Origin of the sequence: Streptomyces sp. NPDC060028 (assembly GCF_042736725.1) — a bacterium.
GTDB lineage: Bacteria > Actinomycetota > Actinomycetes > Streptomycetales > Streptomycetaceae > Streptomyces.
This window is the reverse complement of sequence record NZ_JBHWVJ010000080.1, coordinates 1-24,576: the sequence shown is the minus strand read 5'-3', so window position 1 is coordinate 24,576 and position 24,576 is coordinate 1. Positions and strand designations below refer to the sequence as shown.

The window sequence follows — 24,576 nt, the reverse complement described above, 5'->3', positions numbered from 1 at the left end:
ACCGGAGCCGGCCCGCGAGGAGCGGGCGTCAGCCCGCGCGCACCTCGAAGGTCACCGAGGCGTTGTCGCCGGAGCCTTCGAACCGCTGGCACGAGTAGCCGGACGGCACCCGGCAGCTGTAGGTGTTGCTGCCGACGAACGGGTTGTTCCAGCGGACCTCCACGGGACCGTTGGCCGTCGAGTACGTCGCGCGCCCCTCGGTGCCGGTCATGACCCCGTTCGACTCCGACTGCCAGTCACCCGCGGAGTACGGGGCGATCACCTCGGGCAGGCCCGAGCTCCAGATCCCGTGGCTCAACGAGGCCTCGCCGAACGTCCAGTGCCGGTCCGTCAGGTTGACCAGCCTCACGTGGGTGCTGCGTGCCGCCAGGATCCCCGGACCGGTCCGCTGCTGCTCCGCCACCACCTGCGCCCCCGCTGCCGCCGCGTCCGGCCGGGCCACGGCTGTCGCGGGGCCGGCCGCCACCGCGGCCAGGACCACGGCGGCCCCCGCCGTGACCAGGCAGCGCGTCATCCGCCCGCCGCGCGCGGTCCGTTGCCGTTGCCCGTACCGCTTCACCGTTGCGTCCATGACCGTCTCCCTGTCTGGTGGTCCGCTTCTCGGTGGGAACGCTGCCGCAGGGCCCTAACGGCGGGTGTGACGCGCGTCTAACGTCACCCTTACGGCCCGATTCGGCCCGTACGGCCCGGGTAGGGGACGGCCCGTCCTTCCCCCACGCACCATCGGAGGCCCCGTGCCCGACATGAACGGCCCCTACAAGCCCGGCACTCCGTGCTGGATCGACCTGATGGTCCCCGACCAGCAGGCGGCCCTCGACTTCTACGGTGACCTGTTCGGCTGGCAGGGCGAGATCGGCCCTGCCGAACAGGGCGGGTACTCGGTCTGCACCCTCAAGGGCAAGCCGGTCGCCGGGATCATGAAGGCGATGAACCCGGACGGCACCACCCCCGACCCGATGCCCCCGACCGTGTGGACCACGTACCTGGCCACCGACTCCCTCGACTCCACCCTCAAGGCGGTCACCGACGCCGGGGGCGCGGTCATGATGCCCGCGATGGACGTCATGGACCTCGGCAGAATGGCCGTGATCACCGACCCCACCGGCGCCGCGGTGGGCCTGTGGCAGGCCGGCACCTTCGACGGCGCGGGCATCGTCAACGAGCACGGCGCCCTCATCTGGAACGAGCTGACCACGGGCGACATCCCGGCCGCGGCGGCGTTCTACTCCTCCGTGCTGCCGGTCACCACGGCCGCGTCGAAGATGCCCGACGCCGGGGGGTACGTCGAGTTCAAGGTCGCCGGTCGCGCGGTCGGCGGGATGATGGACCTCTCCAAGCTGCCGCCCGGGGTTCCCCCGCACTGGATGCCGTACTTCCACGTCGACAGCGTCGACGACGTCCAGGCCGCCGCCGTCCGCGCCGGAGGCAGCGTCCTCGCCCCCGCCTTCGACATGGCGGCCGGCCGGATGGCCGTCCTCGCCGACACCCAAGGCGCCGGCTTCTCCGTCATCAAGGCCTCGGCCCCGGAGCAGCCCGCCTGATCCGACCCGCCTTCTGCCGTGCGCGCATGGCCGCGGTCGAATCGCCCACTGCGGCGAAGAGCTCTGCCGCCCGGTCGAAAGCCTCCGCGGCTTCGGCCGGGCGGTCCAGCGCGGCAAACGTGCGCGCCAGCGCCCGCAGCGCCACCGCCTCGTTGGCACGGTCCCCCGTACCCGCGAGGAGGCCGCAGGCCCGCTCGTGCGCTTCCAGCGCCTCGGTTGCGCGGCCCGCCGACAGGCGGAGCCGGCCGAGGATGACCAGAGCCGCCCCCTCCCCGTGCCGGTCACCTGCCTGCGTGAACAGGGCGTGGGCCCGCTCCACCCGGACCAGCGCCTCGTCCGGCTGCCCGTCCTCCAGCAGCGAGCCGGCGATCCCGTTGAGTACCCAGGCCTCCCTGGTCCGGTTGCCCATTTTCCGGAGCGAGGTCAGGGCCCGCTCCCATACGGCCACGGACTCCTCGCGGTGTCCGGCACGCCAGAGCGCAGACCCCAGATGGTCCAGGCCCGATGCCTCGCGGTGCTCGTCCCCGATCGCCTGCATGAGGGCGACGGACTTGCGGTACGCGTCGATGGCCTCGTCCGTCCTCCCCAGCTGCTCCAGGACGTCCGCGAAACCGACCAGTGCCGTGGCTTCCCCGTGGGGGATCCTCAGCTCACGGAAGAGCTCCAGCGCTTCCTCGAATGCCCCTCTCGCCTCCTCGAACGAGTGCGCCATCCGGTACACACTGCCGAGCAGGTTCAGCGCTTTGGCCGCACCCATTCCAAGGGCGTTCTCGCGGAACACGCCGAGGGCTTCGGTCAACCGCGCCGCCGCCTCCTCCACCTGGTACGCCTCGACGAGAACGAGGCCGAGGTTGTACAGCGCCGCACCCACGCGCTCCCGGCTCCCGCCCTGCCGGGCCACGGCGAGCATCTGGCGCGCCACAACGATGCCGTCCTGCGCGTGCCAGTAGAGCTGGAGGTACGGAGCCAGGAGTTTGGCCAGCTCGACGGCAGCGGCCGACCGGCCGCGCTCGACGGCGAAGCCGACGGCGGCAATCAGCGTGGCCCGTTCCGTGTCGAGCAGGTGCAGTGCCTCTTCCAGGGAGGGAAGATCCGGTCCCGTCGCCTGCGGGCCGTCCACACCGAGGGCCTGTTGCGACCTGCGGGTATCGGAGACCAACCTCGCCAGGAAGGCGTCGATCACCGCCTCCCGCCCGTCCCGCTGGACGCACTCCTCGCCCCGCTCCACCGCGTACAGCCGCACCAGGTCGTGCATCCGCCAGCGCCCCGACCCGAGCGGCTGCTCGGTCAGCAGGCTGGCCCGGACGAGCGCCGCCAGCTTGCGCCGCAGGCCCTCGGCCTCGCCGGTGAGCAGCGCCGCGTAGACCGTGGGGCAGTCCGGCCCGGGGTTCACCGTCAGCAGCCGGAAGATGCGGGCCTGGTCCTCGGGCAGCCGCCGGTACGAGAGGTCGAACGCGGCCCGTACTCCCAGCGGTACGTCGCCGTCGTCGAAGGTCAGCGTCTCCAACCGGGTCCGGGCCTGCTCCAGTTGCCCCGCCAGTTCCGCGGCCGCCAGCCCCGGGTCCCCCGCCAGCAGGGCGCCCGCCACGGTCAGGGCCAGCGGCAGCCGCCCGCAGTGGTCGGCGATGCCCGCCAGCGCGGCCGCCTCCCGCTCCGGGCGCGGATCGCCCGGCCAGGTGCTGCGCAGCGCCCCCGCGAGGAGCCGCGCCGCGGGCCCGGCCGCCAGCTCGTCGAGGCCGACCAGCCGCGCCGGGAAGCCCGGGGCGACGAGCCGGTGCCGCGAGGTCACCAGTAGCCGGTGCCCGCCCCAGGCCGGCACGAGGTCCCGTACCTGCGCGACCGACCCGGCGTCGTCCGCGACGACCAGCACCCGCTCCCCGGCCCGCGCGTACGCCGCCAGCCGCGCCCGGTACAGCGCGAGGCGGCCCTCCGGGGACGGCGGCATGTCTGCGTCCCGTACGCCGAACAGCCGCAGCAGCTCCTGCACCGCCCCGGGGCCGGTGAGGCCGCCGTCGGAGGCGTAGCCGCGCAGCGGGAGGGAGAACACCCGGTCGCCGAACCAGCCCGCCGCCACGGCCCGGTGGGCGATCGTGGCCGCCAGCGCGGTCTTGCCGACGCCCGCGAGCCCCGCCACGACGACCACCGGGGCCGAGCTCCCGGAGCCGTCGTCGAGCGCCCCGAGCAGTTCCCGGGCCGCCGCGTCCCGCCCGAACAGCACCTCGGGCGCGTCCGGCAGCCCGAGCGGCGCCGGGGGCAGCGGGCCGGCGCCGGGCTCGTACCGGACGTAGTCCCCGGCGACCTGGGTGATCTGCCCGTTCTGCTCGGCGTGGGCCCACTGGCCCGGCCCGGGCTTCGGCGTGCGGAACGCCACTACGGGGTGTCCGGGGTGCCGGACTGCCGCACCCGGGCGGCGTCCTCGGCGCGGGCCCGCTGCTCGACGTCGGCGGCGCCACCGCCCGACTGGGTGACCTCGGAGGTGCCGGACGCCTCGGCGTACTGCCGTACGGTGCCCCGCGGCGGCGGCTCGACGGGCGCCGACCCGGCCCACCAGGCACCGGCCAGCCCGAACGCGGCCGCCATGGCCCCACCGAACCCGGCGGCGGCGGCCACCTTGTCCGAGTCCTTCTCCGGCAGCCAGCCGAAGGGGTCCCACACGCCCAGCCTGAAACAGAGCAGGAACACGACGGCCGTGCCCCCGATGACCACAACCCACCGCAACGGACGCGACATTGGCCCCCCCGACCGAACTTCCGAACGGTCGAAAGTAGCAAAATCGGGAGGCCCCCGCCTAGCGGAACTCGCACCAGACGACCTTGCCCGGGTGGCGTGCGAGCACGCCCCACTCGTCGGCGAGGGCCGCCACGAGCATGAGCCCCCGGCCGGTGGTGGACTCACCGCCCGGCCGGCCGCCGACCCGCGGGGCGCCGGGGCCGCTGTCGTGGACCTCGATCCGCACGGTGGCGTCGAAGGTCAGCAGCCGCAGCAGGTACCCCCGCCCCGGCGGGACCCCGTGCAACAGGGCATTGGTGGCCAGCTCGCTCACGCAGAGCAACATGTCGTCCCGCCGGGCCACCACCCCCCACGCGTGCAAGGTGTCACGTGTGAACTGTCGCGCTGAGCTCACGGTTTGGCGTGACCGCAGGTAGAACTGATCCCGCAGAAGTGCCGGTTGAGTATGGAGATTCACCGGCCCATCGTGGCGCGGAGTGACTACCGTGGTCCTCAGCGCCGACCCGTACTCACCACTGAGTACGGGTCCGCCTGGGGTATTTCACGCGCACGGGTGGGGAGTTCGCAGTCATGCCACCGAAGAAGCGACCAAGGCCGAACGCGACCACCATGAAAATGGTGGGCCGCCAGGTGGCCGCCGCCCGGATCGCCAAGAACCTGACCCAAAGGCAGCTCGGCGAGCTGGTCAACCTCGACGAGGAGACGATCGCCTCCATCGAACAGGGCCGACGCGCCTTGATGCCGAACGTAGCCGAGCTGATGGATCTCCACCTCGGCCTGCCGGGCCTGTTGTCTGTTGCCGCTCACGGGATGCCCGACACGGATCCCACTCCCACGTGGTCCGACGAGTACATGGACCTGGAGAAATGCGCCGTTGCGTTCTCCTGGTACGAGGTTGTCGTGCTGCCGGGGCTATTGCAGACCGAGAACTACATGCGGGCCTTGTTCCGCGGTCGCGTCCCAGCATTCACCCAGGAGGAGATCGATACCCTGACGTCCCGCCGACTGGCTCGGGTCGAGGTTCTGCACCGCACGCGGCCGCCAAGCCTTTCCTTCGTGGTCTCGGAAGCGGCACTCCGCGACCGGATCGGCGGGAACGCGGTCTACGCCGAGCAGGTGCGCCATCTGCTGAGTTGCATGGAGTTGCCGCATGTCACACTCCAGGTACTGCCCTTGGGGCAGACCTCCCACCCCGGCCTCTCCGGTTCATTCGTCATGCTGGAGTCACCGGAGCACGAGCACCGCGCCTACGTCGAATGCCAGCGCAGCAGCCAACGCGTCACCAACCCCGACGACATCAGCATCCTGACACTCCGCTATGCGATGCTGCGCACTCAGGCACTCAACGCCGAAGAGACCGCAGCCTTTTTGGGCCGTGTGCTAGGAGACCTATGAGCAGCGCACCGCAGTGGTTCAAGTCCAGCTACAGCACCGATGAAGGCGACGCCTGTCTCGAGGTAGCCCGGTCCTCCCACAGCGGCAGCGTCCTCGTGCGGGACTCGAAGGTCCCGCACGGGCCGGTGCTCGACCTGAGCCCCGCCGCGTGGGCGGGGCTCGCTCACTGGGTCAGCGGATAGGAGTGGCGGCCCGTTGCCGCGTCGATCTCGGTGTGGGCCTTCTGCAACATCTGGGACGCGAGATCCATCAGCGCTCGCGCGCCGGCGATCTCTTCCCCGACCCGTAGCTGCTCCGGGTCGGACGGATGACGCATGGCGTAGCCGTGCGCCCTGATCTCGGAGCCGTCCCCGAGTCTGACCATGGCCGCCGCACTGGTGCGGTGGCCTTCCTCGGTGAATTCGATCTCCGCATGCCACCCGACGAGCGTGGACATGGTGCATCACCTCCAGGGGGTCACCCTGCCTCCAGGGTGCGCCCGTACCCCCGCTCCCGCAAACCCCACCGGCAGCCTCCCCGGATCCTCCCCTGCGGGACCCGGAAGGGCTGCGGCCCCGTGGACGTGCACGGCGCATTCAGCGCTGCCAAGTGTGGCTCGCGCGGACTCGAATGGGGAGGCTTTTCTAGAATGTAATTTTAGAACAGGGCCGTCTCGGCCGGAAATCACTCCGGTCTCAGGGATCTCCAGACGGCGTCCGGCAGGACCTTCGCGACCTCGTCCAGGTCGAGATCGTAGGTGTTGGACAGCCACCGCCGCGCGGCCTCGCACGGCGGCCCGATCACCAGCACCTCCACCACCGGTCCCGGAAGCGGCCGGATCTCGCCCTTCTCCATCCGGGTCCACATCCACACCGCCATCGGCGTGAGCTTCTCCTCCTTGACCGCCCGGATCTCGGCCTCGTGCACGGCCAGGTAGCCGGAGTACGCGGAGGCGTGCAGGAACAGCGCGGCGTCCTGGTTCTCCCGAGTGAAGTCCAAGTAGGCCTGCACCAGGGCCAGTACGCCGGTCCGGGCCGTCCGCGAGCGCTCCAGCGCGGCCATCATCCCGTCGAAGAGCCGGCCCATGCACCGGATGTAGAGCGCGGCGGCGAGCCCGTCGAAACTCCCGAAGTGGTGGTACAGGCTGCCCAGGCTCACCCCGCTGGCCGCCGTGACGGCGTTGACGGTGAATCCCTGCTGGCCCGACTCGGCGTACACCCGCAGCGCGGCGGTCAGGAGCTGCTCGACGGTGGCCTCGCCACGCTGCTGCTTCACCATGGCGTCAGCGTAAGCGAGCCGGCGTACTCCCCCGTACGTGTTTGCCGTACCCCGCGGCGGTCAGCGCTGCGTGCGCAGCCAGCCCGCGACCTCGGTCGCCCAGTACGTGAGGATCGTGTCGGCGCCCGCCCGCTTGATGCCGAGCAGGGTCTCCAGGATGGCCCGGTCGCGCTCGATCCAGCCCTTCTCCGCGGCCGCCTCGATCATCGCGTACTCACCGCTGATCTGGTACGCGGCCACCGGCACGTCCACGGCCTGCGCGACCCGGTGGAGGATGTCGAGGTAGGGGCCGGCCGGCTTGACCATCACCATGTCGGCGCCCTCCTCCAGGTCGAGGGCCAGCTCCCGCAGGGACTCCCGGGCGTTCGCCGGGTCCTGCTGGTACGTCTTGCGGTCGCCCTGGAGCGAGGAGCCGACGGCCTCGCGGAAGGGGCCGTAGAAGGCGGAGGAGTACTTCGCGGTGTAGGCGAGGATCGAGACGTCCTCGTGCCCGGTCTCGTCCAGCGCGTCGCGGACCACGCCGACCTGGCCGTCCATCATCCCGCTGGGGCCGACCACGTGGACGCCCGCGTCGGCCTGGACCTGCGCCATCTCGGCGTACCGCTCCAGGGTCGCGTCGTTGTCGACGCGCCCGTGCTCGTCCAGGACCCCGCAGTGGCCGTGGTCGGTGTACTCGTCCAGACACAGGTCGGACATGATCACGAGGTCGTCGCCGACCTCGGACTTCACGTCGCGGATCGCCAGCTGGAGGATCCCGTCCGGCTCGGTGCCCGCCGTGCCCAGCGCGTCCTTGTTCTCGTCGGCCGGGACACCGAACAGCATGATCCCGGAGACGCCCGCCTCGACCGCTTCCACGGCGGCCTTGCGCAGCGTGTCACGGGTGTGCTGGACCACGCCCGGCATGGCCGAGATCGCCAGCGGCTCGCTGATGCCCTCCCGTACGAACGCCGGAAGGATCAGGTCCGAGGGGTGCAGCCGGTACTCCGCGACCATCCGCCGCATCGCCGGGGTGGTGCGCAGCCGCCGGGGCCGCGAGCCGGGGAAGGATCCGTACGCGCTCATCTACAGTCGCCTCTTCGAGCCTCGAGAACAGTCGCACCCAGCCTAGAACGCCGGAGGGGCTGAAAAGTCAGCCCCTCCGGCGTTCCTGTCCGAGAGCGGGGCCCGGGGGGAGCGCCGCAGCGGCCCGGCCCGTCCCGCTCGGCCCACCGCTAGGTGGTACGGCGCCTGCGTGCCCCCGGCCGCCGCTCGCTCGGGCGGAACACCGACTCGCCGGCCTCCTTGGCCGCGTCGCGGCGCGCGGCACCGTACTCGGCCAGGGCCTCCGCCAGCTTCGACACCGACGGCTCCGGCGAGAGCACGTCCACGCGCAGCCCGTGCTCCTCCGCGGTCTTGGCCGTCGCCGGCCCGATGCACGCGATGACGGTGACGTTGTGCGGCTTGCCGGCGATGCCGACGAGGTTGCGCACGGTCGAGGAGGACGTGAAGAGCACGGCGTCGAAACCGCCGCCCTTGATCGCCTCGCGCGTGTCCGCCGGCGGCGGCGACGCGCGCACGGTCCGGTAGGCGGTGACGTCGTCGACCTCCCACCCGAGCTCGATCAGGCCCGCGACCAGCGTCTCGGTCGCGATGTCGGCGCGCGGCAGGAAGACACGGTCGATCGGGTCGAAGACCGGGTCGTACGGCGGCCAGTCCTCCAGCAGCCCGGCCGCGGACTGCTCGCCGCTGGGCACCAGGTCCGGCTTCACGCCGAACTCCACCAGCGCCGCGGCGGTCTGCTCGCCGACGGCGGCGACCTTGATCCCGGCGAAGGCGCGGGCGTCGAGCCCGTACTCCTCGAACTTCTCCCGGACGGCCTTCACGGCGTTGACCGAGGTGAAGGCGATCCACTCGTAGCGCCCGGTGACGAGCCCCTTGACGGCCCGCTCCATCTGCTGCGGGGTGCGCGGCGGCTCCACGGCGATGGTCGGCACCTCGTGGGGCACGGCGCCGTAAGAACGCAACTGGTCGGAGAGCGAGGCGGACTGCTCCTTGGTACGCGGTACGAGGACCCGCCAGCCGAACAGCGGCTTCGACTCGAACCAGGCCAGCTCCTCGCGCCGCGCGGCGGCGCCGTGCTCACCGACCACGGCTATGACCGGCCGGGCGCCCTCGGGCGACGGGAGCACCTTGCCCTGCTTGAACACCTGGGCGATGGTGCCCAGGGTCGCGCTCCAGGTGCGCTGGCGGGTCGTGGTGCCGGCCACGGTCACGGTCAGCGGGGTGTCGGGCTTTCGCCCGGCGCTCACGAGCTCGGCGGCGGCCGCAGAGACCGTCTCCAGCGTCGCGGAGACGACGAGGATGCCGTCGCTGGCGCCGACCTCGGTCCAGCAGCGCGCGGAGGCGCTCTTGGCGTCCACGAACCGCACGCCGTTGTCGTCGCCCCGCTTGCCGCGCAGCGGGACACCCGCGTACGCCGGCACGCCGACGGCGGTCGGGATGCCCGGAACCACCTCGAAGGGGATGCCCTCGGCGGCGCAGACGAGCATCTCCTCGGCCGCGCTCCCGTCGAGCCCGGGGTCGCCTGTGACGGCACGCACGACCCGCCTGCCGGAACGTGCCGCTTCCATGACAAGATTGGCGGCGTCCCGGATCACCGGAACACCGGCGGCTGCTGACACTTCGTCAGCAATCGTCAGCTGTGGCGTGTCCACGCCCGCGCGCGCATGGGCCCGTACGACGTCGAGCACTTCGGGCTCGGCGATCAGCACGTCCGCCGCGGCGAGCGCCTCGACGGCACGCAGCGTCAGCAGACCCGGGTCACCGGGGCCGGCACCGAGGAAGGTGACGTGCCCGTGCGCCGCGAAGGCCGCGAAAGCGGGAGTGGTGGGACTTTTGGGGTTCAAAGCGACCGCTCCCCCATCAGACCGGCCGCACCCTTCGCCAGCATCTCGTCGGCGAGTTCACGGCCGAGAGCCATGGCCTCGTCGTACGACTGGGGTACGGGACCGGTGGTGGACAGCTGCACCAGCGTCGAGCCGTCGAGCGTGCCGACGACGCCGCGCAGGCGCATTTCATTGACAGTCTGCCCATCGGCCAGCAGGTCGGCGAGCGCCCCGACGGGGGCGCTGCAGCCGGCCTCCAGGGCGGCGAGCAGGGCACGCTCGGCGGTCACGGCGGCCCGGGTGTACGGGTCGTCGAGTTCACCGAGCGCGGCGATCAGGTCCGCGTTGGACGCGAGGCACTCCACGGCGAGGGCGCCCTGGCCCGGAGCGGGCAGCACGTTGTCGACGGAGAGCAGTTCGGTGGCTTCGTCGGCGCGGCCGATCCGGTTCAGACCGGCGGCGGCCAGGACGACGGCGTCGAGCTCGCCGGCCCGCACGAAGCCGATCCGGGTGTCGACGTTGCCGCGGATGGCGACGGTCTCGATGACCTTGCCGAGGGTTTTGGCGTAGGCGTGCAGCTGGGCCATGCGGCGCGGCGAACCGGTACCGATCCGGGCACCGTCGGGCAGCTGCTCGAAGGTCAGGCCGTCGCGCGCGACGAGCGCGTCCCGGGCGTCCTCGCGCTGCGGCATGGCCGCGATCACGAGCTCGTCCGGCTGCGTGGTCGGCAGGTCCTTCAGCGAGTGCACGGCGAAGTCGACCTCACCGCGCACCAAGGCGTCGCGCAGCGCGGTCACGAAGACCCCGGTGCCGCCGATCTGCGCGAGGTTCTCGCGGGAGACGTCACCGTAGGTCGTGATCTCCACGAGCTCGACGGGCCGGCCGGTGACCGCCCGTACCGCCTCGGCGACATGCCCGGACTGGGACATGGCCAGCTTGCTGCGCCGCGTGCCGAGCCGCAGTGGCTGGTCGAGACGTGGATTCATGATGCCCGTCCTGAGTCGTGGTTCTTGTCAGCCTCGTCGGCCCGGCTGACGGAAGCCACCGTCTGCGGGTCGAGATCGAAGAGTTCGCGCAGCGCTTCCGCGTACCCGGCGCCGCCGGGCTCGCTCGCGAGCTGCTTGACGCGCACGGTCGGCGCGTGGAGGAGCTTGTCGACGACGCGCCGCACGGTCTGAGTGACCTCGGACCGCTGCCGCTCGTCGAGGTCGGGGACCCGTCCGTCCAGCCGCGCCACTTCCATGGCGACGACCTCGGCGGCCATGGCGCGCAGGGCGACCACGGTGGGCGTGATGTGCGCGGCCCGCTGGGCGGCCCCGAAGGCGGCCACCTCGTCGGCGACGATGCCGCGCACGGCGTCGACGTCGGCGGCCATCGGCGCGTCCGCGGACGCCTCGGCGAGCGACTCGATGTCGACGAGCCGCACGCCCGGGATCCGGTGCACGGCGGCGTCGATGTCCCGGGGCATGGCCAGGTCCAGCAGCGCGAGCCGTACGGGCGAACCGTCCTGGCTCCGCACCGTCTTGCGAGGCTGCCGCTGCGCCGCGGCCTCGCCCTGGTCGGCCCATGTCCCGTGCAGCTCAAGGGAGTTGGCGTCCACCCCGGTCAGCGCGACCCGCCCCTCCGGCCCCACGGGACACCCGTCGGGCTCGGCGGTAAGCGTCCGAGCGGCCCCGGCATCGGCCAGCCGGCCTCCGTCCCGAGCAGCAGCGGCCAGCCGCGCCACAACATCCGGATCCAGCCCGGCCTGCGCCAGATCCAGCCCGGCCGCCCGCACATCCAGTCCGGCCTGAGCCAAATCCAGCCCCGCCGGCGTTTGAGGCGCGGGGTCCGGGGCGGAGCCCCGATCCTTCAGCCCCGCGTGCGCGAGCACATCGGCGGAGCCCCGGGACACGGCGGCGCGCACGTCGTCGGTGGTCAGCACCAGCCCGGTGGCCCCGGTGCACGAGACGACCACGTCGACTCGTGTCAGCTCATCCGCGACAGAAGCCATCGGCACGGCAGAAGCCCGCACACCCGTGCCTGAGGCAACCAGAATCCCGGCCAACCGCTCCGCCCGCTCGGCGGTCCGGTTCGCGACCACGACCTCGGCCACACCCACCCGCGCGAGCGTCGCCGCGGCCAGCGAGGACATCGACCCGGCGCCGATCACCAGCGCCCGCTTCCCCGCGGCCCACTCCCCCACCGGCACGGCCGCCCCGGCCAGCTGCTCCAGCCCGAACGTCACCAGCGACTGCCCCGCCCGGTCGATCCCGGTCTCGGAGTGCGCCCGCTTGCCGACCCGCAGCGCCTGCTGGAAGAGGTCGTTGATCAGCCGGCCCGCCGTGTGGAGCTCCTGCCCCAGCGCCAGCGCGTCCTTGATCTGCCCGAGGATCTGCCCCTCGCCGACCACCATCGAGTCCAGCCCGCACGCCACCGAGAAGAGGTGGTGCACCGCCCTGTCCTCGTAGTGGACGTACAGGTACGGGGTGAGCTCCTCCAGCGCGACACCGCTGTGCTGCGCGAGCAGCGTCGACAGCTCGGCGACACCGGCGTGGAACTTGTCCACGTCGGCGTACAGCTCGATCCGGTTGCAGGTGGCGAGCACCGCCGCCTCCGCCGCCGGCTCCGCGGCCAGCGTGTCGTGCAGCAGCTTGGCCTTGGCGTCGGCGGACAGCGAGGCCCGCTCCAGCACGCTCACCGGCGCGCTGCGGTGGCTCAGCCCTACGACGAGCAGACTCATGCCGGCATCACCGCCGGGACGTCACCCTCGGGGTTGCCCTTGCGTGCGACGGCGGTGGCCCGCCCGGCGGGCGGCACCACGGCGGCGGCCGGAGCCGCACCCGCGCCGGAGTCGGAGCCCTCGTCGTCGAAGCCACCGGCGGTAGCGGCCGCGGCGGCTTCCTCACCGGCCTTGCGCTGCTCGTGGAAGGCGAGGATCTGGAGCTCGATCGACAGGTCGACCTTGCGCACGTCCACGCCCTCGGGCACGGACAGCACGGTCGGGGCGAAGTTCAGGATGGAGGTGACACCGGCGGCGATCAGCCGCTCGCTGACCTGCTGGGCGGCCCCGGCCGGCGTCGCGATGACGCCGATCGAGACGCCGTTCTCCTCGATGATCTTCTCCAGCTCATCGGTGTGCCGCACGGGCATGCCGGCGACCGGCTTGCCGGCCATCGCCGGGTCGGCGTCGATGAGCGCCGCGACCCGGAAGCCGCGGGACGCGAAGCCGCCGTAGTTGGCCAGGGCGGCGCCGAGGTTGCCGATGCCGACGATGACGACGGGCCAGTCCTGGGTCAGCCCGAGCTCGCGGGAGATCTGGTAGACGAGGTACTCGACGTCGTAGCCGACGCCGCGCGTCCCGTAGGAGCCGAGGTACGAGAAGTCCTTGCGCAGCTTCGCGGAGTTGACTCCGGCGGCGGCCGCGAGCTCCTCGGAGGACACCGTGGGCACCGATCGCTCGGAAAGCGCGGTGAGAGCGCGCAGGTACAGCGGAAGCCGGGCGACAGTGGCCTCGGGAATACCTCGGCTGCGGGTCGCCGGTCGGTGAGTTCGGCCAGTTGCCACGATGCTCCTGCGGGATGAGCGGGGCTGCAGGCGGTCACTTGTCCCAAGACCGCCCCGTCGGAAGCAGGCTATGTCTTTGTGAACGCGTGCACAAAGATTGTGTCCGGTTTGTCCGAGCAAAGTGACCGGGGTCACGCGGCCCGGCCGCCCGGCACGGGAACCGGAACTACGCCGAACCCGTTCAAATCCCGAAGGGGGCAAAACCGTACACACTCCTCATCGATACGCCCCCGAACCCCACAAATCGCCCACGATGCCAACCGGCGGAAGGGTCAGGCTTCCAAGGCCCGCTTGAGCCGGTCAGGGTTCACCCTCCAGAAGGTGTGCTGTTCGCCGTCCACCAACACCACGGGGATCTGCTCCCAGTGGAGCCGGTAGAGCTCGGCGTCCTGCGAGATGTCCTTCTTCTCCCATTGCGCACCGGTCTCGGCGCAGATCCTCTCGATCACTTCCTGGGCGTCGTCGCACAGATGGCAGCCCGGCTTCCCGATGAGCGTGACCACCCGCTCGTCGGGACGCTTCTTTTCCTTACGGCGCAGCAAAGGGCTCATGCCCCCATTCTCCCGCGCCGGGTCCTTAACACCCCCGCCCCGAAGAGTTCACGCCTCCGCATCCCATCGGTTCGGGAACTCCCGAACACAATGGCTATGCTCGCGTCATGGCCGCTCTGGGATGGCTCACCCCCCGTAGGCGCTCCGCCACCGCGCGGAGCGTGCTGGCAGGCGAGGCCTCGGCCGAGGCCGCCCGCAAGACCGCGCAGGCCGAAGCCCCACCTTTCACCGAGGAGCCGGCCGCGCCCGAAGCGGCGCGGGCCGAGGAGGAAGTCGAGTTCCCCGTGGCCGGCGACGACCTCGCCGCCGCCTTCTTCGACCTCGACAACACCGTCATGCAGGGCGCCGCGATCTTCCACTTCGGCCGCGGCCTCTACAAGCGCGAGTTCTTCCGCCGCCGCGAACTCGCCCGCTTCGCCTGGCAGCAGGCGTGGTTCCGGCTCGCCGGCGTCGAGGACCCCGACCACATGCAGGACGCCCGCGACAGCGCGCTGTCCATCGTCAAGGGCCACAAGGTCTGCGAACTCATGGCCATCGGCGAGGAGATCTACGACGAGTACATGGCCGAGCGGATCTGGCCGGGCACCCGCGCCCTGGCCCAGGCCCACCTCGACGCCGGCCAGAAGGTGTGGCTGGTCACCGCGGCGCCCGTCGAGACGGCCACGATCATCGCCCGCAGGCTCGGCCTGACCGGCGCCCTGGGCACCGTCGCCGAGTCCGTGGACGGCATCTACACCGGGCGCCTGGTCGGCGAGCCGCTGCACGGCCCCGCCAAGGCGGAGGCGGTCCGCGCCCTGGCCGCGGCCGAGGGCTTCGACCTCGAACGCTGCGCCGCGTACAGCGATTCGCACAACGACATCCCGATGCTGTCGCTGGTCGGACATCCGTACGCGATCAATCCCGACACAAAACTGCGCAAGCACGCCCGCGCCCACGACTGGCGGCTGCGCGACTATCGGACCGGCCGCAAGGCCGTGAAGGTCGGCGTCCCTGCCGCCGCCGGAGTCGGGGCCATCGCGGGCGGCGCGGCCGCCGCCATCGCCCTGCACCGCCGCCGCAAGTAACCACGCCGGGCCCCGCGCCAGGCCCCGCACCGGATCCGGCCCGGGCTCCCGCCCGTCGAGCCGGGGGCACCGGCATTCCCTCTCCCCTACCCGCGCCCCCGGCGCGGCGTTCAGTCATGCCCGACTCGGTCGGGAGCGGCGCTGGAAGCCGCCATTCCGCGCATTTAACCGATCAAGAAACGATCACCAACTGCGACTGAATATGCCCTCGACACGCAACAGAAGTGTCGGAACCGGTGATTTGAGCAACTGGGTGTAGCGCTGCCTGTACGAAGCGTTATTCTCCTCAAACGCATGCCACCGGCCATCTGTCGCCACGACGGGTGAACGGTCCCGCACTGCACGTGATGGAAGCTCTGCCTCTGGGAGTCCCGTGTACCCACCTGTCGGGGTTGACGCCTCGGGCCTGGCTACGCTGCGCGCAACGGTCCTCGACCACCTGCGTGGCTTCGTCCCCACCGCGTACGCCGTCCCCGCATTCGCCACCGCGGTCCCTGCCGGCCACGGTCCGGCCGGTCCTTGCTATGCCCTGACCGACGGCGGAGCAACGGTGGGCAGACGCGGTCGCTCGGGCTCGAGCACCGGCACCGCCGGTACCGCCGCGCCCGCCGCCCGCCGCCCCACCGCGGACAGCGACCAGGCCCGCATGATGGACCTGGTCGAACGCGCCCAGGCCGGCGAGGCCGAGGCCTTCGGCCGCCTGTACGACCAGTACAGCGACACGGTCTACCGCTACATCTACTACCGCGTCGGCGGCAAGGCGACCGCGGAGGATCTCACCAGCGAGACCTTCCTGCGCGCGCTGCGCCGCATCTCCACCTTCACCTGGCAGGGCCGCGACTTCGGCGCCTGGCTCGTGACGATCGCCCGCAACCTGGTCGCCGACCACTTCAAGTCCAGCCGGTTCCGCCTGGAAGTGACCACAGGCGAAATGCTCGACGCGAACGAGGTGGAACGCTCCCCCGAGGACTCCGTCCTGGAGTCCCTTTCCAACGCGGCCCTGCTGGAAGCCGTACGGAAACTCAACCCTCAGCAGCAGGAGTGCGTGACCCTGCGCTTCCTCCAAGGCCTCTCGGTCGCGGAGACGGCGCGCGTCATGGGGAAGAACGAGGGCGCCATCAAGACGCTCCAGTACCGGGCGGTCCGCACCCTGGCCCGCCTCCTCCCGGACGACGCCCGCTGACGGCGCCGCCCGCTGAAGCCCTCCACCATCCACACAACCGGTGACCCCTCGATGACGCTGTGGTCCGATCATCCTTCGTCCGTAACCCAACTGCCGCGCCGCTCGTTGTGCGGGATGCAGGCTCCCTGTGGACACGCCCTGCCCGAAGCCGCTCACTCGAAAGGGTGGATGTGCTCAAGGAAGGCAACCTTCCGGACACCTTGGGGAGTCGATCGTCATGACGAGAGGAGGTGCCGCCAGTGATCGCGAACGTGACTCCGCACCGGCGGGCGAACGCCTTCGCCCAGGCCCTGGAGGAGCGGACCCCGTCCGATCTTTCGGAACCGGACCCGGCGGCCGAGCAGTCCGAGGCACCTGCCGAACCTGCCGACCACGACCGGTTGTTGGCCCTGGCGAGCGTGCTCGGCGAACGAATGCCGCGCCCGGTGCTGGACCCCGAGGTCAAAGTGGTGCAGCGAGCCCAGCTCGTTGCCGCCATGGAAGCCAAGGTGATGCAGGAGAGAGCCGGAGGCGTTGCCGCCGCCGACCCTCAGGTGCCCGAACAGCGGACCGGCCGCGGCGCCCACCGGGCGACCTCGCTCCGGAAATTGCGGCCCCGCTCCCGCTGGTCCAAGGGCATCGCGGCGGGGGGCCTCACCGTGGGTGTGGCCGCAGGGGCATTCAGCGGAGTGGCCGCTGCCAGCACGGACGCCCTGCCCGGTGACCACCTCTACCCCGTGAAGCGGGGCATGGAGGACATCAGGCTCGGGATGGCCGACGACGATTCGGACCGGGGCGAGCTCTACCTCGACCAGGCCGCGAACCGCCTGTCGGAAGCCCGCAGGCTGATGGAGCGCGGCCGGACGGGCGTACTGGACCACGAGTCCCTGGGCGCGATCCGCCGCGCCCTGGCGGGCATGAAGCACGACGCCTCGGAGGGCCACCGGCTCCTCCAGGCCGCGTACGAACGGGACGGCTCGATCGGCCCGATCGCGGCACTGTCGTCGTTCTCCCAGTCCCAGGGCGACGCGTGGAGCAGGCTCCGGCAGAAGCTCCCCGTACAGCTCACCGACGTGGGCGGCGAAGTCGACTCGGTCTTCCAGGCCATAGACGATGACGTGGCGCCGCTCCAGGGACTGCTCCCCAAGCCACCCGAGCAGACCCGCGGCCCGGGCACCCCGGCCAGGCCGAGCACCCCGGCGGGCAAGCAGCAATCCGCCCCCGCCCCGGGCGCGCCGTCCGCCGCACCCACCCCGAGCGCGTCGGAATCCGGCAAGCCCCCGGCCCCCGGCGGCGGTCTCCTGGGCGGTACGGGCAACCTCCTGAACCCGCCCGCGGGCGGCCAGTCCACCACCGCCACCCCGACCGCCCCGGAGCTCCCCAAGCCGGAGATCACCCTCCCACCCCTCCTCCCCGGCCTCCTTCCCGGCCTGGGGCTGAAGGCGGAGGACATGGAGTAGCACGCCAGAACGCCGGCGAGGCAATCCAGCCTCGCCGGCGTTCGAGGCGCAGGGTCCGGGGCAGAGCCCCGGCACTCAACGGTCAGAAAAAGACAGACCTGCGCTGCACCAGCAGCTTGTACAGCGTGTGCTGAATCTGCTCCCGCACCTGATCCGTCAGGTTGAACATCAGCATCGGATCCTCCGCGGCCTCCGCCGCATACCCGTCCGTCGGGATCGGCTCGCCGAACTGGATCGTCCACTTCGTCGGCAACGGCACCGCCCCCAACGGCCCCAACCACGGGAACGTCGGCGTGACCGGGAAGTACGGGATCCCCAACAGCCGCGCGAGGGTCTTCGCGTTGCCGATCATCGGGTAGATCTCCTCCGCCCCCACGATCGAACACGGCACGATCGGCGTCCCCGCCCGCAGCGCCGTCGACACGAACCCGCCCCGGCCGAACCGCTGCAGCTTGTACCGGTCTCCGAACGGCTTCCCTATCCCCTTGAAACCCTCCGGCATCACCCCGACCAGCTCCCCGGCCTCCAGCAGCCGCTGCGCGTCCTCCGCGCACGCCAGCGTGTGCCCGGCCTTCCGCGCCAGCTCGTTGACCACCGGCAGCATGAAGACCAGGTCCGCCGCCAGCAGCCGCAGGTGCCGCTGCGCCGGGTGGTGGTCGTGCACCGCGACCTGCAGCATCAGGCCGTCCAGCGGCAGCGTCCCGGAGTGGTTCGCCACGATCAGCGCCCCACCCTCCTTCGGGATGTTCTCGATGCCCTTGACCTCGACCCGGAAGTACTTGTCGTACAGCGGCCGGATCATCGACATCAGGACCTGATCGGTCAGTTCCTTGTCGTAGCCGAAGTCGTCGACCTCGTACTCCCCGGTGACCCGCCGCCGCAGGAAGGCCAGCCCGCCCGCGATCCGCCGGTCCCAGCTGCCCTCGGCCGGCACCGGCGCGGCCTCCACCGCGGCCACCGCGGCCACCGCGGCCTCGGCCGGCACCGGGTCCGGCTCCACCGCGGGAGCGACCCGCACCCGCCGGGGTCGCCGCCGCGACCGGTCCTCGTCGAACGGAATGACCTTGGCGTCCGCCACTATCGCTTCGCTCCCTCAACCGCAGGCTCTACGTTCAACAGCTCGGCGTTCGACAAGTCAGCGTTCACCAAACCCGCCACCCGGTCCACCGCACGCGCCGCACGCTCCGGCGGCAGCAGCCCCGTCCCCCGGCTCCGCGCGAAATCGGCGAACGCCTCGGTGGTCGTGTACATCGGCTCGAAGCCCAGCACCTCCCGCATCTGCGTGGTCTCCACGACCCGCCCGTGCGTGAGGAGTCTGATCTGCTCGGGCGAGAAGTCCGTGACCCCGACCGCCCGCAGCGCCGATCCCACCCACGTCACCGCCGGCAGCAGCAGCGGCACCGTCGGCCGCCCCAGCCGCCGCGAGCACTGCGACAGCAGCAGCACCCCGTCCCCGGCGATGTTGAAGGTCCCGCTGTTCAGCGTCCCGCTCCGGGGTTCCTGCGCCGCCAGCCGCAGCACGTCCAGTACGTCGTCCTCGTGGACGAACTGGAGCCGCGGGTCGTAACCCAGCACCGTCGGCATCACCGGCATCGAGAAGTACTCGGCGAGCGCCGAATCCGCGAAGGGCCCCAGGATGTTCGCGAACCGCAGGACGCACACCGCCACGTCCGGCCGTCTTCGCGCGAAGCCGCGCACGTACCCCTCGACCTCGACGGCGTCCTTCGCGAACCCGGCCGGCGGCAGCGACTTCGGCTGCGTGGTCTCGGTGAACACGGCGGGGTCCCGCGAGGTGCCCCCGTACACGCTCGTACTGGACTTCACCACGAGCCGCCGTACCGTCGGCGACTTCTGGCACGCCCCGAGGAGCTGCATCGTCCCGATGACGTTGGTTTCCTTGACGGTGCTGTGCGAGCCTCCGCCCGCCACCGAGCTGCCCCCGGTGACCGCCAGATGGACCACCGTGTCGACGGCGTGCTCCGCGAGCACGCGGGCGATCGCCGACTGCCTGATGTCCGTACGGATGAATTCCGCCGATCCGAGCCGGTGCGGCGGTGTCACGGCGTCCACCGCGATCACCCGCTCGACTTCCGGGTCACGCTGGATCCGGCGCACGAACCGGCCTCCCAGCTGCCGGGCAGCCCCGGTGACGAGCACGACCTTCCCCACGAGCTCAGCGCCTCCCTGTTAGGAACAACCGGTCCCCGGCTACACCGCAGCCCCTCCACCAGGATGGTGGAGGGGCTGCGGAGAACACGTACAGCTGCCGTTTACTTCTTGTTACGGCGCTGGACGCGGGTGCGCTTGAGCAGCTTGCGGTGCTTCTTCTTAGCCATCCGCTTGCGCCGCTTCTTGATAACAGAGCCCACGACTACCCTCGCTCACTTCTCTTCATTCGGTGCGGGGCGTCGGGGCCCACACGACCTACGTCGGCCTAGCCTACCCGCCCGAGCTCTGAGCTTGTAATCCGAGTGCACACGAGGGGTACCGCAGGGGCCCGACGGGCCCCGAAGGCCCGCTCTCAGGCCGACTCCACCCCCACAAAAGACTCGCGCAGGTACTCGTGGACCGCATTTTCGGGGACCCGGAAGGACCGGCCCACCCGGATTGCGGGCAGATGGCCGTTGTGCACCAGTCGGTACACGGTCATCTTCGACACTCGCATCACCGAGGCGACCTCCGCCACGGTCAGGAACTGAACCTCACTGAGAGGCCTCTCGCCAGCAGCCATGACACACCTTTGACCTTCCGCGCATGACGGGCACCGGCTTCCCCTCCGGTTACGCCCCGTCGTCGCACGCTCACTCCCCAGAGTAGGGGCGGGTGATACGAGTGGGGAAGAGGAGCTACGGCCACTCCTGCCCACCCGACAGACTGGCCCGATTGAGCACATAGCGAGTGAGCGGTCTGTAGTAGTCCGAGCGCACCGCGTCATCAAGCGGAACCGCCACCGAGACCCGCCCCTCGGCCTCCCCGACGAACAGCGCCGGATCATCCGTGTCCGCCAGCCCGATCGCCTCCACACCGAGCTGACCTGCACCGCAGACCCACCCGTGGTCCCCCACCACCAGCTCCGGCAGCGGCCCGCCGGCCTCCGCGAGCGCCGCCAGGGCGACCCGAACCGGCAGCGGAGAATGGGTGTGCGCGCCGGTCGCACTCCCGGGCGGGCGCGCGCCGCCTTCCCGCACCAGTGCGACTCCCCGTACGTAATCGATGCGGTACGGGCGTACGCCGAACCGGGTCTGCACGTCCACGGCAACCCCCTGCGCCGGGGTGAGAACAAGACATCCCGCCGCCGACAGCGCCTGCGCCAAACCGGCGTAGAACCCCAGGAGCCGATGCGGATGGCCGGTTCCGAACAGCACCGGGGCCCGGGCCCGGGCCGCCGCGCGCAGCCGCCCCGCGAACGCTTCCAGCCCCGCCAGCGTCAGCTCCGGATCGATCACGTCCGGCCCGCTGACGTGCGCCGGGTCGGCCGAGACCCCGCACTTGTCCGCCATCAGCCGCAGCAGGTCCCGCTCGCCCCACGCCCACTCCGGGTCCAGCCCCAGCAGCACCCGCGGATCGCGCGCCGCGAACAGCCGGTAACTGCGCAGGCTCTCCTCCCGGGAGGTCGCGACGGGCCCGGCCAACCGGGCGGCCAGCAGATGCGCACGCAGTGCGGCGGTGCTCAACACCCTCCGATGCTGCCGCACCCGACCTGGCGGATCATCAATTACGAGGAACCGCCCCACAGTTGGCGTAACAGAACGCGGCTATGTGAGCATTCCGCGCAGCGGGAACACCGCCCGCCGGGTGGCCAGAACGGCCTGATCGATACGGTCCGCCGGATCGTAACCGGCCTCCCAGTCCCGCCAGGCCGGCACCCGCCCGTCCGTCATCCGCCGCGGCGCCGACTCCCGGGTCCGCGCGTACACCTCGTCCCGCCACGACACCGGGACCGCCGTCTGCGGATCGATCGGCGCGTGCCCGGCGATGGCCACCAGATGCGTCCACGACCGCGGTACGACGTCCACGACCGCGTACCCGCCGCCGCCCAGCGCGAGCCACCGCCCGTCCGCGTACGCGTGCGCGAGGCCGTGACAGGCCTCCTGGACCGCCCGCTGGGCGTCCAGCGACACCGCCAGGTGCGCGAGCGGGTCCTCGAAATGCGTATCGGCCCCGTGCTGGGTCACCAGCACCTGGGGCCGGAAGTCCGCCAGCAGCTCGGGCACGGTCGCCTGGAAGGCCCGAAGCCAGCCCTCGTCCCCGGTCCCGGCGGGCAGCGCCACGTTCACCGCGGACCCCTCGGCGGCCGCCCCGCCCGTCTCCTCGGGCCAGCCCGTCTGCGGGAACAGCGTCCGCGGGTGCTCGTGGACCGACACGGTCAGCACCCTCGGGTCGTCCCAGAAGGCCGCCTGGACCCCGTCCCCGTGGTGCACGTCCACATCCACGTACGCCACCCGCTCGGCCCCGAGCTCCAGCAGCCGCGCGATCGCCAGCGCCGCGTCGTTGTACACGCAGAACCCGGCCGCCCCGCCCGGCATCGCGTGGTGCAGCCCGCCGGCGAAGTTCACCGCGTGCCCGGCCTCCCCGCGCCAGACGGCCTCGGCCCCGGCCACCGACTGCCCGGCGATCAGCGCGGACGCCTCGTGCATCCCGTGGAACGCCGGATCGTCCATCGTCCCCAGCCCGTACGAGCCGTCGGCCACCCCGGGGTCGGCCGACACCTCGCGCACGGCGGCGACGTAATCCGCCCGGTGGACCAGCCGCAGCGTCGAGTCCCCGGCCGGCTTGCCCGCCCGTACCTCCAGCGCCCGGTCCAGCCCGAAGGCCCGTACCAGGCCCATGGTCAGCGCCAGGCGCACCGGATCCATCGGATGGCTGGGCCCGAAGTCATACTTCGTTACCGCCTCGTCCCACATCAACAACCCGCGGCCGCTCATGCCGGACACCGTATCGGGCCCCGTCCGCGGCGAACGAGCGGGCGTAGAACAGCGTCACCAGCACCAGGACCATCGGCACGAACATCGCACCCCGGTAGCTCCACGCGTCCCCGATCCCCCCGACGAGCGGGGACCCGATCAGGAAACCGACGTAGTTGAAGATGTTCAGCCGGGCCACGGCGGTGTCGGACGCCCCCGGGAACAGCCTTCCGGCCGCCGCGAAGGTCTGCGGCACGATCACGCACAGCCCGATCCCCAGCATCGTGAACCCGATCATCCCCACCCACGGACCCGACGCGACGGCCACCACCGCGAACCCACCGGCGGCCACCACCGTGCCCATCCGCACCACGGCCGCGGCCCCGAAGCGCCGCACCCCCAGGTCGCCGACGGCCCGCCCGAGGAGGGTCGTCACCATGTACACGTTGTACGGGACCGTCGCGAGCTGCTCGGAGCTCCCCAGCACGTCCTGGAGGTACTTGGCACTCCAGTTCGCCACCGTCGAGTCCCCGATGTACGCACAAGCCATCACCAGGCACAGCGGCAGCAGCAGCTTGAACCCGCCGACGCCCAGCCCCTTCCCTTCGCTCTCCCGCGACGCCGAGCCGTGGTCGACGTAGAAGCGACTGGCGAACAGCGACGCCGGCAGCAGCACGAGCACCGCCGGCAGATAGGACGTGAACAGCGCCAGATGCCAGTGCGCCCCCGCCCACGCGGCCGAGGCCCCCAGAATCCCGCCCAGGCTGTACGAGGCGTGGAACCCGAGCATGATGCTGCGCCCGTACGCCCCCTGCAGACGCACCCCGAGCATGTTCATGGAGGCGTCCAGCGCACCCACCGACAACCCGAACGCGCCGAGCGCCAGGGCCACGTGCCACAGGTCCGTCCCGGCGCCGGCGCCGAGCAGCGCGAGCAGCACCAGGGGCTGCGCCCACCGCAGCACCACACTGGGCGGCACCCGCTTCACCAGGTGCTCGGTCGCGACGCTCGACAACCCGGCGAGTACCGGCACGGCGGCGAGGAAGGCGGGCAGCAACCCGTCGGATATCCCGTACCGGTCCTGGATGGCGGGGATCCGCGTCACGAGGAGGGCGAAGGTCACGCCCTGCACGAAGAAGCTGAACCCCAAGGCCCCACGCCCACGGCGCAGCCGCACGTCTGCTGTCATGGCGGCACAGCGTAGGCCCCGTGGCTACCGGTGGGTAGAGAGATCACATATCAATTGGGCCGCCGCGCCCGGGCCCCGCCTCAGCCCTGGATTCCGAGCAGCCCGAGGAGCTGCCCCATGTCGCCGAAGTACCCGGTGGCCCCGGGCAGCCGGTCGGCGGGCAGCATCCCGGTGAACGCGTACACGTCCATCCCCGCGGCGGCCGCGGCCTGCACCCCGAGCGGGCTGTCCTCGATGACCACGCACCGGGCCGGCTCCACGTCCATGGAGCGCGCGGCGTGCAGGAACAGGTCCGGGGCGGGCTTCCCCCTGCCGACGTCATCCGCGCTGAAGATCCACTCCTCCTCGAACCACTCGTCGAGCCCGGCCGCCCGATGGCCCACCCGGATCCGCTCATGGCTCCCGGAGGAAGCGAGGCAGTACGACACCCCGCTCTCGATCAGCGCGCCCAGCACCCCCTCGACGCCCGGCACGGGCTTCAGTTCCCGCTCGAACGCGGCGAAGGTGCGCGCGTACAGGTTCTCGTCGAAGTCACCCGGCAGAGGCTGCCCGGTCCGCTCCAGCACGAGATCGTGCACCCGGTGCACGGCGGCTCCCATGTAGTCGCTCAGCGACTCCTCGTACGAGGTCGGATGCCCCAGCTCGGTCAGGTACCCGGCGAGGATGCTGTTGGCGAGCGGCTCGCTGTCCACCAGCACGCCGTCGTTGTCGAAGATGACGAGGTCATAGCCCATGCGCCAACCCTACGAGTCGTCAGTACGAATCCATCCGGACCCCATGCCGGGCATCCGCAGGACACCTGAAGGGCCGCACCTCCCCCACCCGGCCCATCGAACCTGGCCCATCGAACCAGGCCCGGAACGCAGAAAAGCCCCGCACCATTAAAGGTGCGGGGCTTTCCCACAATGATTGT

The 24,576-nt window shown here is 71.4% G+C and carries 26 protein-coding genes; 6 read left to right on the top strand and 20 right to left on the bottom strand.

Annotation, left to right across the window (positions count from 1 at the left end; translation table 11 throughout):
* Positions 1-28: 28 nt before the first annotated feature.
* Positions 29-571 (bottom strand): hypothetical protein, encoded by a 543-nt coding sequence (locus ACFWBF_RS29805; RefSeq protein WP_385607347.1) that lies wholly within the window; start codon positions 569-571, stop codon positions 29-31.
* A gap of 172 nt (positions 572-743) precedes the next feature.
* On the opposite strand from ACFWBF_RS29805, the gene ACFWBF_RS29800 reads away from it, so the two are divergent.
* A complete protein-coding gene (locus ACFWBF_RS29800) occupies positions 744-1,541 on the top strand; it encodes a VOC family protein (protein WP_385607358.1) in 798 nt (265 codons plus the stop codon).
* Here ACFWBF_RS29800 and ACFWBF_RS29795 read toward each other — a convergent pair.
* Genes ACFWBF_RS29795 through ACFWBF_RS29785 form a run of 3 tightly spaced genes read right to left on the bottom strand, consistent with a single transcriptional unit; the run spans position 1,510 to position 4,665 of the window.
* Positions 1,510-3,912 carry a tetratricopeptide repeat protein gene (locus ACFWBF_RS29795; protein WP_385607345.1) on the bottom strand — a complete coding sequence of 801 codons (2,403 nt, stop codon included), beginning with the start codon at positions 3,910-3,912 and terminating at the stop codon, positions 1,510-1,512. The genes ACFWBF_RS29800 and ACFWBF_RS29795 overlap by 32 nt on opposite strands.
* Entirely contained in the window at positions 3,912-4,271 is a 360-nt protein-coding gene (locus tag ACFWBF_RS29790) for a hypothetical protein (protein ID WP_385607343.1), read from the bottom strand. The genes ACFWBF_RS29795 and ACFWBF_RS29790 overlap by 1 nt, the downstream gene beginning before the upstream one ends.
* A gap of 58 nt (positions 4,272-4,329) precedes the next feature.
* Positions 4,330-4,665: an ATP-binding protein gene (locus ACFWBF_RS29785; RefSeq protein ID WP_385607341.1), complete on the bottom strand. Its 336-nt coding sequence runs from the start codon at positions 4,663-4,665 to the stop codon at positions 4,330-4,332.
* A 176-nt stretch (positions 4,666-4,841) separates the two neighbouring features.
* Here ACFWBF_RS29785 and ACFWBF_RS29780 point away from each other — a divergent pair, with 176 nt between their 5' ends.
* Both ACFWBF_RS29780 and ACFWBF_RS29775 read left to right on the top strand, forming a co-directional pair.
* Complete coding sequence (locus tag ACFWBF_RS29780) at positions 4,842-5,666, top strand: Scr1 family TA system antitoxin-like transcriptional regulator (protein WP_385607340.1); 825 nt, start codon at positions 4,842-4,844, stop codon at positions 5,664-5,666.
* Positions 5,663-5,848 (top strand): DUF397 domain-containing protein, encoded by a 186-nt coding sequence (locus tag ACFWBF_RS29775; RefSeq protein ID WP_385607338.1) that lies wholly within the window; start codon positions 5,663-5,665, stop codon positions 5,846-5,848. The genes ACFWBF_RS29780 and ACFWBF_RS29775 overlap by 4 nt, the downstream gene beginning before the upstream one ends.
* Here ACFWBF_RS29775 and ACFWBF_RS29770 read toward each other — a convergent pair.
* The 8 genes from ACFWBF_RS29770 to ACFWBF_RS29735 all read right to left on the bottom strand — a co-directional run bounded on the left by ACFWBF_RS29770 (position 5,830) and on the right by ACFWBF_RS29735 (position 13,884).
* Positions 5,830-6,102, bottom strand: a complete 273-nt coding sequence (locus ACFWBF_RS29770) for a DUF1876 domain-containing protein (protein ID WP_385607336.1) — start codon at positions 6,100-6,102, stop codon at positions 5,830-5,832. The two genes, ACFWBF_RS29775 and ACFWBF_RS29770, sit on opposite strands and share 19 nt — an antisense overlap.
* A 227-nt stretch (positions 6,103-6,329) precedes the next feature.
* Positions 6,330-6,923: a TetR/AcrR family transcriptional regulator gene (locus tag ACFWBF_RS29765; RefSeq protein ID WP_385607334.1), complete on the bottom strand. Its 594-nt coding sequence runs from the start codon at positions 6,921-6,923 to the stop codon at positions 6,330-6,332.
* Positions 6,924-6,983: 60 nt separating this feature from the next.
* Positions 6,984-7,985, bottom strand: a complete 1,002-nt coding sequence (gene hemB, locus ACFWBF_RS29760; RefSeq protein WP_385607332.1) for a porphobilinogen synthase — start codon at positions 7,983-7,985, stop codon at positions 6,984-6,986.
* Between the two features lie 149 nt (positions 7,986-8,134).
* Positions 8,135-9,808 (bottom strand): uroporphyrinogen-III synthase, encoded by a 1,674-nt coding sequence (locus tag ACFWBF_RS29755; protein WP_385607330.1) that lies wholly within the window; start codon positions 9,806-9,808, stop codon positions 8,135-8,137.
* Positions 9,805-10,773, bottom strand: a complete 969-nt coding sequence (hemC, locus tag ACFWBF_RS29750) for a hydroxymethylbilane synthase (protein WP_385607328.1) — start codon at positions 10,771-10,773, stop codon at positions 9,805-9,807. Before hemC ends, ACFWBF_RS29755 begins: the two co-directional genes overlap by 4 nt.
* Positions 10,770-12,509: a glutamyl-tRNA reductase gene (locus ACFWBF_RS29745; protein ID WP_385607326.1), complete on the bottom strand. Its 1,740-nt coding sequence runs from the start codon at positions 12,507-12,509 to the stop codon at positions 10,770-10,772. Before ACFWBF_RS29745 ends, hemC begins: the two co-directional genes overlap by 4 nt.
* Positions 12,506-13,333 carry a redox-sensing transcriptional repressor Rex gene (locus ACFWBF_RS29740; protein ID WP_385607324.1) on the bottom strand — a complete coding sequence of 276 codons (828 nt, stop codon included), beginning with the start codon at positions 13,331-13,333 and terminating at the stop codon, positions 12,506-12,508. Before ACFWBF_RS29740 ends, ACFWBF_RS29745 begins: the two co-directional genes overlap by 4 nt.
* Positions 13,334-13,605: 272 nt before the next feature.
* Positions 13,606-13,884, bottom strand: coding sequence for a glutaredoxin family protein (locus ACFWBF_RS29735; RefSeq protein WP_385607322.1), 279 nt, complete (start codon positions 13,882-13,884; stop codon positions 13,606-13,608).
* 107 nt (positions 13,885-13,991) lie between these two features.
* On the opposite strand from ACFWBF_RS29735, the gene ACFWBF_RS29730 reads away from it, so the two are divergent.
* The 3 genes from ACFWBF_RS29730 to ACFWBF_RS29720 all read left to right on the top strand — a co-directional run bounded on the left by ACFWBF_RS29730 (position 13,992) and on the right by ACFWBF_RS29720 (position 17,570).
* Entirely contained in the window at positions 13,992-14,948 is a 957-nt protein-coding gene (locus tag ACFWBF_RS29730) for an HAD family hydrolase (RefSeq protein ID WP_385607320.1), read from the top strand.
* 373 nt (positions 14,949-15,321) lie between these two features.
* Positions 15,322-16,131 carry an ECF subfamily RNA polymerase sigma factor, BldN family gene (locus ACFWBF_RS29725; protein WP_385607318.1) on the top strand — a complete coding sequence of 270 codons (810 nt, stop codon included), beginning with the start codon at positions 15,322-15,324 and terminating at the stop codon, positions 16,129-16,131.
* Positions 16,132-16,370: 239 nt separating this feature from the next.
* Entirely contained in the window at positions 16,371-17,570 is a 1,200-nt protein-coding gene (locus tag ACFWBF_RS29720) for a DUF5667 domain-containing protein (protein ID WP_385607316.1), read from the top strand.
* An 82-nt stretch (positions 17,571-17,652) separates the two neighbouring features.
* On the opposite strand, the gene ACFWBF_RS29715 is transcribed toward ACFWBF_RS29720, so the two are convergent.
* From ACFWBF_RS29715 to ACFWBF_RS29680, 8 genes are all read right to left on the bottom strand, one after another.
* Entirely contained in the window at positions 17,653-18,648 is a 996-nt protein-coding gene (locus ACFWBF_RS29715) for a lysophospholipid acyltransferase family protein (protein WP_385607315.1), read from the bottom strand.
* Positions 18,648-19,739 carry an NAD-dependent epimerase/dehydratase family protein gene (locus tag ACFWBF_RS29710; protein ID WP_385607313.1) on the bottom strand — a complete coding sequence of 364 codons (1,092 nt, stop codon included), beginning with the start codon at positions 19,737-19,739 and terminating at the stop codon, positions 18,648-18,650. Before ACFWBF_RS29710 ends, ACFWBF_RS29715 begins: the two co-directional genes overlap by 1 nt.
* A gap of 101 nt (positions 19,740-19,840) precedes the next feature.
* Positions 19,841-19,939, bottom strand: a complete 99-nt coding sequence (locus ACFWBF_RS29705; protein WP_003948845.1) for a 30S ribosomal protein bS22 — start codon at positions 19,937-19,939, stop codon at positions 19,841-19,843.
* A gap of 152 nt (positions 19,940-20,091) precedes the next feature.
* Positions 20,092-20,301: a helix-turn-helix domain-containing protein gene (locus ACFWBF_RS29700; protein WP_162688852.1), complete on the bottom strand. Its 210-nt coding sequence runs from the start codon at positions 20,299-20,301 to the stop codon at positions 20,092-20,094.
* Positions 20,302-20,416: 115 nt separating this feature from the next.
* The gene (locus ACFWBF_RS29695; RefSeq protein ID WP_385607311.1) at positions 20,417-21,247 is read right to left on the bottom strand and encodes a phosphatase; all 831 of its coding nucleotides are present in this window, start codon (positions 21,245-21,247) and stop codon (positions 20,417-20,419) included.
* Positions 21,248-21,325: 78 nt separating this feature from the next.
* Entirely contained in the window at positions 21,326-22,495 is a 1,170-nt protein-coding gene (locus tag ACFWBF_RS29690) for an acetoin utilization protein AcuC (protein ID WP_385607309.1), read from the bottom strand.
* Positions 22,446-23,663 (bottom strand): MFS transporter, encoded by a 1,218-nt coding sequence (locus ACFWBF_RS29685; RefSeq protein WP_385607307.1) that lies wholly within the window; start codon positions 23,661-23,663, stop codon positions 22,446-22,448. Before ACFWBF_RS29685 ends, ACFWBF_RS29690 begins: the two co-directional genes overlap by 50 nt.
* 80 nt (positions 23,664-23,743) lie before the next feature.
* Positions 23,744-24,397 carry an HAD family hydrolase gene (locus tag ACFWBF_RS29680; protein WP_385607305.1) on the bottom strand — a complete coding sequence of 218 codons (654 nt, stop codon included), beginning with the start codon at positions 24,395-24,397 and terminating at the stop codon, positions 23,744-23,746.
* Positions 24,398-24,576 lie beyond the last annotated feature (179 nt).